The sequence below is a fragment of the Methanosarcina sp. UBA411 genome (assembly GCF_002495725.1).
In the GTDB taxonomy this organism is placed as follows: Archaea; Halobacteriota; Methanosarcinia; order Methanosarcinales; family Methanosarcinaceae; genus Methanosarcina.
Genome location: NZ_DAGK01000028.1, coordinates 138,872 through 151,644 on the forward strand (window position 1 = coordinate 138,872; position 12,773 = coordinate 151,644).

The window sequence follows — 12,773 nt, forward strand, 5'->3', positions numbered from 1 at the left end:
TTATTGAGAAGGATTTGAAAAACTAGAAGAAATGACTTAGATAGAATGGACTGTGGTAGGAATTAGAACAGCTTGGAAATAGTTTGAGTAGAAAAGAAAACCTTTTCAAAAACTGCTTGACCGCAAGCCTTTTCAAAAAAAGGCTTGAGCGAAAACGATGTGAGCGACGGATCAACCGGTGCAATGGTTGCGGATCAAGGCTGCGCTTGATTGAAAAAAGTCACAGGTCACTTTTCAGTATCAGTCTTAAATCTACAGCAAGAGCGCCTTTTCCATCTTCAAAAACCATCATAGGGTTTATCTCGAATTCCTCAATCTCCGGAAAATCGCAAACAAGCCTCGAAAACTTAAGAATTGCGTCTACAAGCGCGTCAATGTCAGAAGGCTTTGCCCCTCTGACTCCGGCAAGAAGTGGATAGGTTTTAATTCTTGTAATCATCCCTCTTGATTCTTTTTCGTCAACAGGGGCTATCGCAAACTGGATATCTTTGATAATCTCTACATAAATTCCGCCAAGCCCGAACATTAGCATGGGCCCGAAAGTAGGATCGCGTACCATCCCGATAATTACTTCTCTACCGCCTGAGAGCATTGGCTGAAGCTGTACACCTTCAAGAAGCGCGTCCGGCAGTTTCTTTGGGATGCTTTCCCATCATTTCCTGATAGGCAGCTTTCACCTTAGCGGCATTTTGAAGGGAGAGTTTGATTCCTCCAATACCGACTTATGAGGAATCTGCGGAGAAACGATCTTTATTACAAGAGGATAACCTATCTTTTCTGCAGCAATTATAGCTTCTTCTGCAGTTTTTGCAAACGTAGTCCTCAATACAGGAATGCCGTAAGATTTCAGAATATCAAAAGCTTCAAGGCCCAGTATGTGCTGGTTCTTTGCTCTGGCAGCCTCAAAAACTCTGGCTGTCAATACCCTATCTGGCTCGAATACATGAGGGATAGAATCTATCTGGTTCATAGTTATATAACAGCTATAACAGCTTAAGGACAGTTATTCTTTAAGGGTATTAATTTTGTGACAATATAAAATTTCAGCTCTGGAAGGCCGAAAAAGCAATTCTTGAAAAAACGCGGAAAAACGGAAAAAATACTGTATAAACTTAAAAATAGAAAAAGTAAAGGAGAAATCTCCTTTACTTTCAGACAGGTATGGAACTGCGTAGTTTAACTTCGGTCTCAACAATTTCCTTAGTATCCCTTGCAATGGTAAGTTCTTCATTGGTTGGGATAACAAAGACTCGAACCTTTGAATCTGGAGTGGAGATGTCGATTTCCTGACCTCTGATCTTGTTCTTTTCTTCGTCAATCTTTACTCCAAAGTTCTCAAGACCGGAAAGAATTCTCTTTCTGATGGTTGCGCTATTTTCTCCGATGCCTGCGGTGAAAACTATTGCATCTGGGTCATCGAGCACAGCTGAATACTCACCAATGACTTTCTTGATCTTGTAAGCGAAGACTTCGAGTGCAAGCTCGGCTCTCTCATTACCGTGGGATGCGGCTTCATCAAGGTCTCTGAAGTCATTGCTGATGCTGGAAATTCCGAGCACACCGGACTTCTTGTTCATAAGGGTGTCGACGTCCCTAGGAGAGAGGTTTTCTTTTTCCATAATGAAGGGAACTACTGCAGGGTCAATGGAACCACATCTAGTGCCCATGCAGACCCCTTCAAGCGGGGTAAAGCCCATGGTGGTCTCAATGGATTTTCCACCTTTAACAGCTGCGATGCTTGAACCGTTCCCAAGGTGGCAGGTGATAATCTTAGTTTCCTCTGCGGATTTTCCAAGCATAGCGATAGCCCTTTTGGAAACGTACATATGGGAAGTTCCGTGGAAACCGTATTTCCTGATCCCGTATTTTTCGTACATGCTGTATGGCAGAGCATACATGTAGGCATATTTTGGTATTGTCATGTGGAACGCAGTGTCAAACACGGCAACCATTGGTACGCCAGGCATGAGTTCTTGACAGGCAGTAATACCCATCATATTTGGGGGGTTGTGGAGAGGAGCCAGATCAAAACAGTCTCTTATAGACTTTTCTACATCTGCGTCAATTAAAGCCGAAGCAGTAAATTTCTCGCCACCATGCACAACCCTGTGCCCTACAGCGTTAATCTCACTCATATCCTTGATGACACCAAATTCCGGATCAGTAAGACTCTTAACAACCTCTTCCATAGCTACTTTGTGATTGGGGAAGTCAGTAGTCTTTTCCAGCTTTTTGCCATCGAACCTTTTCTGGGTAATGATCGAATTATCGATACCTATCCTCTCACAGAGACCAACTGCAAGAGCGGACTCATTGGTCATATCAATTAATTGATATTTCAGAGATGAGCTTCCTGCATTTATTACCAATACCTTCATGTTTAAACCCCAATTCATAGATTGCTTTTAATTTACGTTTTATATATACAATAAAATATTTTATATATGAAAGTCAATAAAAAGCTTCCTAAAACGTTCGTATACATAGAAACGACTTGAGATTACTTGTCCTGTGCTGCAGCCTGGACACAGGTAATTGCAACGGCACCGACAATGTCTTCGTCGCTGCAGCCTCTGGACAGGTCATTAATTGGCTTGGCAAGTCCCTGGGTGATAGGGCCATAAGCTTCAGCCTTTGCAAGCCTCTGGGCAATCTTGTATGCGATATTTCCAGCGTTGAGGTCGGGGAATATAAAAACATTAGCTTTGCCCGCAACAGGGCTTCCTGGAGCCTTTGAAGCTGCAACTTTGGGAACAATTGCTGCATCTACCTGGAGTTCTCCATCGATTGCGATATCAGGGGCGAGTTCCTGTGCAAGCTTTGTCGAAGCGATTGTTGCCTCGGTCAGTTTGCTGTGTGCACTTCCCTTGGTGGAGTAAGAAAGCATTGCAACATATGGCGTGTCCTGAACCAGCAGTTCAAAGGTTTTTGCAGAAATGACAGCAATGTTTGCAACATCTTCCACACTGGGCATTTCGACCATACCCGAGTCAGCAAAGAGGAATGTCCCGTCTGACCCGTATTCACAGTCCGGTACGGCAATGATGAAAAAAGCAGATGCAAGAGCTGCACCCGGAGCAGTCTTAACGATCTGGACAGCGGGTCTAAGTGTATCAGAGGAAGAGTGAGCAGCACCTGAGACTACGCCGTCGACTTCACCGATTTTGGCCATCATAACAGCAAAGTAAACGTAATCCTTCATAATTTCGGCTGCACTTTCGAGTGTAACACCTTTATGCTTTCTCAATTCGTAGAAAGCCTGAACATATTCGTCTTTTCTCTCATATGTTTCAGGATTTACAATTCTTGCTTTTGAGAGATCAAGATCACCAGCAAGGGCCTTGATGTCCTCTTCATTACCAACAAGAACGACCTTTGCAATACCTCTTTCGAGGATTTTGGCAGCTGCCTGGAGGGTTCTTATATCTTCAGTTTCAGGTAAAGCGATTGTTTTGTTGAGTTTCTTTGCTCTTTCACTGATCTTTTCTAAAAATGTTACCAATCAACCAACCTCCTATAGATTTAGAGTAGTTTAAGTTAGCTGGGTCTTAATATATAAATTTACGTAAAATTGATAGGGATATATATAAAAATGAAAAATATATATTTAGAGCGACCAGCACCGATTTAAATACGAATTTTATCCTTATGATGTATAATGATCTGGATTAATTTTATATTATATATGTAAAACTTAAGACAATATTACTGAATATAAATGACAAATTGATATAAAAGAATTCCGGAATGATTTCAATGAAAATACTGGGAATTTCAGGTAGCCCGCGAAAGGGCCAGAACTGTGAGAAAATGATCGCATCTGCTCTCGAAACTGCAAAAGAAAGAGGTTTTGAAACCGATACAATCTTTCTCTCAAATAAGGGAATCGCCCCCTGTAAAGTTTGTGGGGCTTGCATAGAAAAAGATTCATGTGTGATTGATGACGGAATGGATGAAGTTTACGAGAAAATGAGAGCCGCCGACGGTATAATTGTTGCATCGCCGGTATATATGGGTAATTATCCTGCCCAGCTCAAAGCTCTTTTTGACAGAAGTGTCCTGCTTCGCCGCAAAAACTTTGCACTTAAAAACAAAGTAGGAGCAGCTCTCTCAGTTGGAGGCTCAAGAAACGGAGGGCAGGAAAAAACTATTCAATCCATCCACGACTGGATGCACATTCAAGGCATGATTGTAGTTGGCGATAACGCTCACTTCGGCGGAATAACATGGAATCCGGCAGAAGAAGACTCCATTGGTATGCAGACCGTTTCCGAAACTGCAAAAAAACTCTGTGAAGTTGTGGAACTTATCCGAAAAAACGTAAAATAAGACAAATGAAGTACATTAAACAATATAATACAGATACATTTAAATAAATGCTTGAAATCCTTTGAACAAAAATATTCAGGCAGAATAAAGCCTGAAACTTACCTTTTTGTTCAAGAAAAAAGCAGAAATAAAAGGATTCAAGAGGCACGAGTTTTTGGAAATTGGTCCAGGGTCCAGGTTGATATTCCATAGTATAAAAGAATACCTAAGGATGACAGAATATATTGTTCGGTTTGATACCGAAACTGCCAGGGCCAATTCAATTGTCTTTATAATTGGGCTCCTTATAGGGTTTGTAATAGGAGTTTATGATCGGACTCTCCAGTACAGCAACCTTTTCCTGGGTATACACATGGATTCCTTTTACACGAGTTCCCACACCTTATGTATTATTCATGCCCGCCCTTGAAGGGTTACTGGTAGGAGTAACTTCCATTTTCTGATGAAAAAGAAATATGTCGTTGATGGGCTCATAGAAACTATAATCCTCCTCGGAGCAAGACTTAAGCTAAGGGATGTTTTTCTGGAGGCTTTTACTTCAATAATCAATTAGTTCAGAAGGTTCCCTGGGAATACAGTACTATGAGCCATCATATAGCACTTTTTATCGTGAATGGTTTTCAGAGACTTAGCTTGCTTATTTGATCCCAGGTCTTTGAAGTGACCTGTAAAATATTACTCCCAATTTAAATCGCCCAAGATACTTACCAAAAGCAGTAAACCTAAAAAAGGTCCCCTGACAAAAAGAATAAGACCTAGAAAGGAAACATCATTTATAGATAGTGGGGGGCCGCTATGCTTGGATCCGTAACTGAAAGCAGCTCAAATGGAGATCTGGAAAAGTATCTGAAAAATGTAATGCTGGAAGATAGAGATAAAACTTGCAACTACGTAGAATTATCTGCTAGAGAAATACTACCAATAACGCGCAGGCTTTTCGAAGAGAGAGTTTCCCTTGCTTATGACTTCAAGATCTCACAAATTGTGGAAAAAGAAAAGCATCTGATAATTTACGGGGAGGCAGGTTCTGGAAAGACAAGCACTCTTAAGTGGCTGAGTACTGTCTATGCCAGAGAATACCTCAAGAAAAAAGAAGAATTTGTTCCAATATATATAGCACTCGACTCCTATGTTAAAGGTTCTTTTTACAATTATTTAAAAGTACAATTAGCGAAAAAAGGCATTTATGAGACGGATTTTAAGAAACTGCTCGAAGGAAAAGCCCTGCTGTTACTAGACGGACTTGACCTGCTCACGCCTTCTGAGAATTTCTCTCCCTTTGATGAAATCTCCGATTTTATTTCCGAGTATGAAGATTGCAGATATGTTATTGCCTCAAGACCTGAGGCTTTTGATAGTTTAAAAAGTATGTTTGCACTTTGCGAACTTGAAAAATTGACCAATGAAAAAATAAAGTTATTTACAGAAAAGAATGTCTCGAATAAGAGACAGGCAAAGCTATTAAAAGCCAGAGTCTTGGCTGAGATTCAGTCAAAACCGGTTCTCCAGAATCCTTTGCTACTTTACCTCTGGATCAGACTTTCAACAGCGCATATGGGGACAAGAGAAAGACCGGAAGATATCAAACACTTTACCCTTTTTGACTCTATTCCTTCCAGCCGGGTAGAAATATATCAGGCTTTCGTTTCAGAGATTTTTAAAGATTACAGAATAAGAGACGAGTTTTCCAGATTCCAGGATCAATTGCCTCTAAAAATAAGCTTTGAGAGAAAAAGTTCACAAAGGATGCTTTCTGGAAGAATGGATTTTCACGCGCTGAGTATAGAAAGAATAGATTTTCAGGAGCTTGGTGCCAAAGGAATAGATTTTCAGGAGCTTAATGTCAAAAAAACAAATTCTGAGGAGCTTAATATCGGAAGAACAGACATTGAAAATCTCTTGATGGAATTATCCTTCAAACTCCAGTGTAGGAATAAGATCTCATGTAAGTATGACTATGCCCTTGAAGTGGCAGAAACGTGTACTGAGTGCAGCAGATCTGGAAAGATAAAGTCCAGAAAACTCCTTCAGGCCTGTATAGGGTTCGGACTCCTAATAAAAAAGAGGTCCGAAGTAAAGTTTGGGATAGATAGAGCTTTTCAGGAATATTTTGCGGCTTTAAAGCTGAAAACGTACCTTGGAAAAGGAATGGACATCTCAGAGGCATTCAGGAATCCGAGATGGGAAAATGTAATAATGTTAACCTCGGAGTTAGTTGATTCAGGAGAAGAACTTGTAAATTCGATGGTCTCAAGCGGAAATTTATACCTGGCTTCAAAATGTGCTGTGAGAGCCAGCCCCGAAACAAAAGGAAAGCTATGTTCTTTACTTGCCAGGAAACTTGACAGCAGGTATACCGTAGAAAAAGTAAAGGCTGTTCAAAGCCTTGGAAGGCTCGGAGCCTGTGGGATCAGAGCTAATACTGGAGCACTTGAGGATAAAGATATCAGGGTGAAAAGAGAAACTGCAAAAGTGCTTGGGGAAACAAGGTCCGAGATGGCACTCGTCCCTCTTGAGGCTGCAGTTGGGGACGAAGATTATTCTGTAAGGATAGAAGCTATAAAGTCTCTTGGCTTAATAGGATCCGAGAGAGCAATCGAGTTGCTCAGGAATACGTTTGCGGATAAGAACAGAGCTGTCCGGCTGGAGGCTGCCGATGCGCTGATGCAGATTGGATCTGAAAAAGCGCTGGAAGTCCTTATTTCCGCACTTGGGGCCAATGATGACTTTGTTCGGATTGGGGCTATAGGAGCTCTTGGAAGGACAAATTCCAGGCAAGTGGCGGAAGCTCTCATAAAAGCATTTCAAGAAGAAGATAAGCTTGTCCGGTTGGGAGCTGCTGAAGCCCTGGGTAGGATGAGATCTGAAAGAGCTGTTGAGCCATTTGTAGATGCCCTTGAAGATAAAGACGAATTTGTACGCTGGATTGCTACAAGAGCGCTTGGAGAAATCAAATCAGATAAAACTTCCGGCACATTCGTCAATATGCTTGGGGATAAAAGCCGTTTCGTCCGAAGGGAGGCCGCAAAAGGACTCGGAGTAGTTGGATCCGAGAAAACACTTGACTCTCTCGTCTCCGCACTCTCGGATGAGGACGAATTTGTAAGAAAGACAGCCGTAGAATCTCTTGGAGAAATTAAGTCCGAGAAAGCTGCTAAAACCCTGATAAGTAAACTCCACGATAACAGCCATTTAGTCCGGCTGGAAGCCGCAAAAGCCCTTGGAATGATAAAAGTCAGGAAGGCTATTGCTCCACTACTTTTTGCACTGGGGGACGAAAACCGTTTTGTCAGGAAGGAAGCGGCAAATGCACTCGGACAACTTGAATCTGAAAAAATTCTTGAGCCTCTTATTAGAATTTTCAAGTCCGAAGACCCTTTTACAAGGCAGAGTGCAGTAAGAACCCTGGGCCAGATAAATTTAGAGGGGATTCCGGACTGCATATCAGATCGAATCTTTGATTTCATTGATAATGCCCTCAAAGACGAAAATAAGCTTGTTCGAAAGGAGACCGCAAAATCCCTACAAAGCCTATCCGAAAGCAGACGCGAAAGAGCTTTTGAATCCCTGATCAAGGCACTCGATAATGAAGATGATGAGGTTAGGAGGCTTGCAGCCGAGTCCTTGGGACTTTTTGATTGTGAAAAAGCTATCCCCCTACTAGTCAGTGCTCTCAAGTCTAGAGACGCAACCGTGCGCCGTTTTGCAGCTGATGTCCTCGGCAGGATCAGGTCAAAAAAAGCCCTCCAACCCCTGATAGACGTTCTGGTTTTTGATAACAATGGCTCCGTGAGGGAAGAAGCTGCAAGAGCGCTTGGAAAAATAAAATCTAGGCGGGCCGTAGAACCTCTTATTGACGCGCTGATGGATCAAAATAATGAAGGAAGATCGGGAGCAGCCGAGGCTCTCGGCCGTATTAAAGCCAAAAATACAGTAGATCACCTTATTGTCGCCCTTGCGGACACGGATGATTTCACGCGTATAGCTGCTGCAAAAGCCCTCGGCCGGATAAAGCCGAAAAAATCCATTGAACCTCTTTTCAACAGCCTATATGACTGGAACCGCTTCGTAAAAGCCGAAGCAGCCGGAGCCCTCAAAAAGATATGTACTGAAGAAGACAGGCCACGTTTGCAGGCTTTACTTGGCTCGGAAGATGAATTTACGGCAAATCTTGCTTTTGAGATTCTGGAAGGCATTGAAATGGAGAAGATCTTAAAAACTGGGCTATATTTAGAACTGAAATAAACCAGAAAACTGTAGGAAGCAGTAGCAAGCCACAATGAAGAAGAAAATAACTTCATTTCAACCAGAGGAATGGAAAAAAAGGAAAAACAAGACAGAATAACCGTGCTAGCCGTATTTTTCCTCAATTTGTCACGCTCGACGCAGGAGAGCGGTCTTTCTTCGTATAGAAATTCCAAAACACAAATTAACTCTCTCTGCTATTAAAGGAATACAATTACTCAGAGAGATCCAATCTTCATATTAACCAATGAGCTGTTTCAAAACTACCTTCGATCCATCTGGCTCAATATTTAGGAGTAGAGAAATCAAGATCAAACACATGAAAAAAAAGAAATATTTTTAGAATGTATGTATTACAATATGACATACCGCGATACGATATATCAGTACCTAACTGATCCCAGAGTAGTATATGTAAAGTCAAAGATATACAAATATAGAGCAGGGCTAATGTGTTATAACAATGTTCTTCCAAAGCTCGAAACTCATTTAGTAGATCATTGTAATTTAAACTGCAAAGGTTGTAGTCACTTTAGTCCACTAAGCTCCCCAGCTTTCGCAGATTTTAACCAATTTTCTAAGGATATCACTAGATTATCAGAACTATTTAAAAATATAAATCGATTTCGTATATTAGGTGGAGAACCCTTATTGCATCCTGAAATAATTAAATTTATATCTTTTGCAAGGATGAAATTACCTGCATCTAATATCCGAATTGTAACCAATGGAATATTGCTTCCGAAAATGACTCCTTTGTTTTGGGAAACAATGGCAGACTCAAAAATCTCTATCGATATTACCGTATATCCCAAAGTACCTGTAAGAGTAGGTACCATAAAAGCTCTCGCGGAGAAATATGATATAGATCTGGACATTAATTATCCAACAAGTTTCCGTAAAATACCAATAAATTTTAATGGCGATTGCAATATTAAGCAGTCATTAGATACATGTCGTGGAAACTTCTACAGTCCTTTTCTTCGTGATGGACATATATATTTATGTGCCCATATGACAATGTTTCAGCTATTTGAGAATGCATTTGATATAATCCCGCCTCTAAATATAAAACCAGTTCAAGGAATCAACATCCACGAAAATATTACTGGAAAGGAGATTATTAATTATACTCTGAAACCTCAGTCTTGCTGCGGTTTCTGTAATTGGAAAGAACGCATTTTTTTCCCATGGGACATTAGCAAGCGAAAAGAAGATGAATGGATTTAAAATGAGTTTGTTTTATCCTGAAATAATTTCGCCTTGAAACCTTTTTGCTTTTGTCCATATTTTCACAACCCAAAAAGTCTAACTCCCATTTCTCCTCTAAACCTCTGATATGTATCAAACCATTTTTCTAATCTTCCGTTAGTCCGAGGATGGCTGACGCCTGCAAGTACTGATTTAATTCCAGACCCTCCAATTAGCCTTTTAAACTCACTGTCCCATGAACCATCCTTGTTGATTATCACGCTCGACGTAGGAGAGCGGCCTTTGCCGAATAAAATAGAAAGAATTAATTTAGATGGTCTCATAAGGGAGTTGATTGAGAAGTAAAGAAGAGATTTTCATATCAACGGGGATACGATGGTTATTTCAGAATTAGCTTTAGGCTTATTTACTAACCTCTTATATGAGTCTTTCAAGAATATCCCTGAATATATTTCTGATACTTCTTCAAAAGTATATGATAAAGCAATTGAAGAGTTCTCGAATAATAATTATAAATTGACTGGAATACAAATTGATACGTTTTTTCGCCAGAAAAACGTGGAAAAAGCAATCAAAAAATACCTGAAAAATCCGGATAAGCTTGATTGCTCAAATATTTTGATCAACGAGTTTTTTGAATTATTCAGCGAGGAAGATTTTTCCCACGAAGACGCAGATTTAATCTTAGACTCCTTTTTTGAGATAATAGACACCGAAATAGAAAAAGAACCTGAACTTAGAGACTATCTTGAGCTCTACTTAGCAAAGAAAAAAGATAAAACAACCCAAGAGATAAATCAAGGAGTTCAAGAGCTATCTAAAGATGTCAAAGGAATATCTCGTAAAGTTCAGGAGGAAGAAGAGAGAAAGGGAAATGTTCTGTTATTCGACTGCGTTATCCTGACCGAATCGAATTGGGTTCAGGAGGAAGAAGAGAGAAAGAGAGATGCTCTGGAAAGAAAACAATGGGAAGAAGAGATAAAAAGAAAAGAGAGAGAAGCTCTGGAAAGAAAACAAAGGCAAGAAGTCGAAGAGAAAGAAAGGAAAGAAGCAGATAGAAGAAATAATGAAAGCCAAGAAGAGCAGCAAAAAAAAATTTGAAGGCAGATAGAAAAAATGAGGATGAGAAGCGAAGTATAGAAGGGAATAAAAGAAAAGAGACCGAAGAAAAGGAAGAGAAGAAACTTAAAGGAAACAAAGAAGTTATAAAAGAATTAAATCCTAAGTTAGCTTGTTTGTTATCTTCTGAAATAGATAGAATAATTGAAGAACAATTTGGTAAGCTCCCGGAAGGACTCGTTACATTCATTTTTAATAAAAAAATGAGAGTTGATATTTCAGAGAAAGTAGAAGCGTACATAGCTAAAGACTTGTGTCAAATTAATGAAAAGATAGAGAACTATTACTTACATGGAGAAGACAAAATCAGTTCGTTATTTAAGGCAGTTAAAATAACTTCACTTATGAGAATTTCATTAGAAGGAGCTAATTTTGAGATTAAAGCGACAACTCCTGAAGTACAACAAATATTAAATGACGAAGCGACTACTTGGAGATGGACTGTAAAGCCACTAAAGTATGGAATACAAAAATTACTTCTTAGCGTTGACATTATAGTAAAGTTGCCTCAAGATATCGATAGAGAACGCCACATTACGATGTTAGAGGAAGAAATTGAGGTAAAAGTCAACCCTAGGTATTTCTTAGAGCATAATTGGAAATGGATTGTAGGTACAATAATAACTATAATACTTGCAATTGTTTTCAAGGGATAACAAAAATAATCTTATAGAAGACTGATTTCCAAAATTAGTACTTGATTCCAACATGTACTTTCACAAGCCTGCCTTTTATCCCATTAATCAATCAATAAAATTCCTAAGATTTGGAGAAGTATTAAGGGCAAGAAAATTCTATAATCAGGTAAAATGAATAAAAATTAAACTGTTAATATATAACATAAATAAGAAGGATGGGGTTATTAGTGACCCTCTGCGCTCTATAGTAATAAAAGTTTTTATTTCATCAATTCCGTATCCTCATGCGAATAAGCCGGCGCACAGCAGCAGAGAATTTTCAGCGGCGTATTTCCTGTGTTTTGAATTCTGTGCGGAGTGTCAGGAGAAATACAAACGGTATCTCCTTTTTTGACCTCGAATTCTTCAGAGCCAAGAGTAATTATTCCGCTACCGTCTGTGATGTGATAGATCTCTTCGGTCAGGTGGTGTTTGTGAAGAAGGGTTTTTCCGCCGGCTGGCACGGTAGCTTCGGCAAGGCTCTGGTTTGAATTGCCGTGGATTGAAGGATGCATGAGTTCTCGGATAATTGAACCGTCTTTCGTGATGTAAGGTTCTACTTCTTTGTATCTGGTAAAGATCTGCATTGTAAATTACTGGAAACCGAAGTTATAACTATTTTTTCATTCAAGAGAGTTTGCACCTAAACTCTCTTATTTGGAACTTTTCTTGCAAAGCCACCTCAGGCTCAAATTATTATATATGTTTTACATTATTAATTAATATTAAGAGAAAATTTGATGAATAATGATACTCGGAGTATGAAAATATGAAAACAAATAAAAAACCAAATATCGATAGCAAAAATGTGAAACCAAATAAAAAACTAGATATCAATAGCGAAAATATGAGTAAGGATGCGTTCACATACATTATATGGGCCATTTTAATTATAAGTCCATTATACACGCTTTATTTTTTATATTCATTAGCTACAGGAGGTTCGATTATTTATACCACAATACCTTCAGTAATTTTCTTCGTGGCTGGAGCAATTACATTATTTGATATGCTTGCAGTTAATCAAATAATGACTGCAAGAAATTGAGTTTCTTGTCATATAATATCTGTAGTATATTTTCGCTTTAATTTATTGTTTTTGAACTTTTGGAATCTGAAAAACTATACTAATTTTACACTTGCACCTAAAGTCCTCAATCTGCACCTGAAGTCGAGAGAAAATAGGGCTTT

The 12,773-nt window shown here is 39.4% G+C and carries 10 protein-coding genes and 2 pseudogenes; 7 read left to right on the forward strand and 5 right to left on the reverse strand.

The genetic code is table 11. From position 1 onward, the window contains the following. Positions 1–220: 220 nt before the first annotated feature. The 3 genes and pseudogenes from BP861_RS10660 to pta all read right to left on the reverse strand — a co-directional run bounded on the left by BP861_RS10660 (position 221) and on the right by pta (position 3,502). Positions 221–970: pseudogene (locus BP861_RS10660) on the reverse strand (acetate--CoA ligase family protein). 181 nt (positions 971–1,151) lie between these two features. Further along, complete coding sequence (locus BP861_RS10665) at positions 1,152–2,378, reverse strand: acetate kinase (protein ID WP_292375278.1); 1,227 nt, start codon at positions 2,376–2,378, stop codon at positions 1,152–1,154. Positions 2,379–2,500: 122 nt separating this feature from the next. Next, positions 2,501–3,502 (reverse strand): phosphate acetyltransferase, encoded by a 1,002-nt coding sequence (gene pta / locus BP861_RS10670; RefSeq protein WP_292375282.1) that lies wholly within the window; start codon positions 3,500–3,502, stop codon positions 2,501–2,503. 254 nt (positions 3,503–3,756) lie between these two features. Between pta and BP861_RS10675 the strand changes: the two genes are divergently transcribed. The 4 genes from BP861_RS10675 (at position 3,757) to BP861_RS10690 (ending at position 9,804) form a co-directional block, all read left to right on the forward strand. Continuing rightward, complete coding sequence (locus BP861_RS10675; RefSeq protein ID WP_292375285.1) at positions 3,757–4,329, forward strand: flavodoxin family protein; 573 nt, start codon at positions 3,757–3,759, stop codon at positions 4,327–4,329. A 154-nt stretch (positions 4,330–4,483) separates the two neighbouring features. Next, positions 4,484–4,738, forward strand: a complete 255-nt coding sequence (locus tag BP861_RS10680; RefSeq protein WP_292375288.1) for a hypothetical protein — start codon at positions 4,484–4,486, stop codon at positions 4,736–4,738. 386 nt (positions 4,739–5,124) lie between these two features. Further along, positions 5,125–8,574, forward strand: a complete 3,450-nt coding sequence (locus tag BP861_RS10685; RefSeq protein ID WP_292375290.1) for a HEAT repeat domain-containing protein — start codon at positions 5,125–5,127, stop codon at positions 8,572–8,574. A 450-nt stretch (positions 8,575–9,024) separates the two neighbouring features. Continuing rightward, complete coding sequence (locus tag BP861_RS10690; RefSeq protein ID WP_292375483.1) at positions 9,025–9,804, forward strand: radical SAM protein; 780 nt, start codon at positions 9,025–9,027, stop codon at positions 9,802–9,804. Positions 9,805–9,893: 89 nt separating this feature from the next. Here the strand turns inward: BP861_RS10690 and BP861_RS10695 are convergent. After that, positions 9,894–10,040 (reverse strand): annotated as a pseudogene (locus BP861_RS10695) (IS481 family transposase); the annotation flags it as partial. Positions 10,041–10,161: 121 nt separating this feature from the next. On the opposite strand from BP861_RS10695, the gene BP861_RS10700 reads away from it, so the two are divergent. Then, a complete protein-coding gene (locus tag BP861_RS10700) occupies positions 10,162–10,887 on the forward strand; it encodes a hypothetical protein (RefSeq protein ID WP_292375294.1) in 726 nt (241 codons plus the stop codon). Further along, a complete protein-coding gene (locus BP861_RS10705; protein ID WP_292375296.1) occupies positions 10,884–11,561 on the forward strand; it encodes a hypothetical protein in 678 nt (225 codons plus the stop codon). Before BP861_RS10700 ends, BP861_RS10705 begins: the two co-directional genes overlap by 4 nt. Before the next feature lie 242 nt (positions 11,562–11,803). On the opposite strand, the gene BP861_RS10710 is transcribed toward BP861_RS10705, so the two are convergent. Beyond that, positions 11,804–12,169 (reverse strand): cupin domain-containing protein, encoded by a 366-nt coding sequence (locus tag BP861_RS10710; protein WP_292375299.1) that lies wholly within the window; start codon positions 12,167–12,169, stop codon positions 11,804–11,806. 182 nt (positions 12,170–12,351) lie between these two features. Here BP861_RS10710 and BP861_RS10715 point away from each other — a divergent pair, with 182 nt between their 5' ends. Next, complete coding sequence (locus BP861_RS10715; protein WP_292375301.1) at positions 12,352–12,630, forward strand: hypothetical protein; 279 nt, start codon at positions 12,352–12,354, stop codon at positions 12,628–12,630. Positions 12,631–12,773: the final 143 nt, after the last annotated feature.

Excerpts from the sequence above, each read along its gene's own strand:
- BP861_RS10665 (WP_292375278.1), bottom strand. The coding sequence starts at position 2,378 with ATGAAGGTATTGGTAATAAATGCAGGAAGCTCATCTCTGAAATATCAA.
- BP861_RS10675 (WP_292375285.1), top strand. The coding sequence starts at position 3,757 with ATGAAAATACTGGGAATTTCAGGTAGCCCGCGAAAGGGCCAGAACTGT.
- BP861_RS10685 (WP_292375290.1), top strand. The coding sequence starts at position 5,125 with ATGCTTGGATCCGTAACTGAAAGCAGCTCAAATGGAGATCTGGAAAAG.
- BP861_RS10690 (WP_292375483.1), top strand. The coding sequence starts at position 9,025 with ATGTGTTATAACAATGTTCTTCCAAAGCTCGAAACTCATTTAGTAGAT.
- BP861_RS10700 (WP_292375294.1), top strand. The coding sequence starts at position 10,162 with ATGGTTATTTCAGAATTAGCTTTAGGCTTATTTACTAACCTCTTATAT.
- BP861_RS10710 (WP_292375299.1), bottom strand. The coding sequence starts at position 12,169 with ATGCAGATCTTTACCAGATACAAAGAAGTAGAACCTTACATCACGAAA.
- BP861_RS10715 (WP_292375301.1), top strand. The coding sequence starts at position 12,352 with ATGAAAACAAATAAAAAACCAAATATCGATAGCAAAAATGTGAAACCA.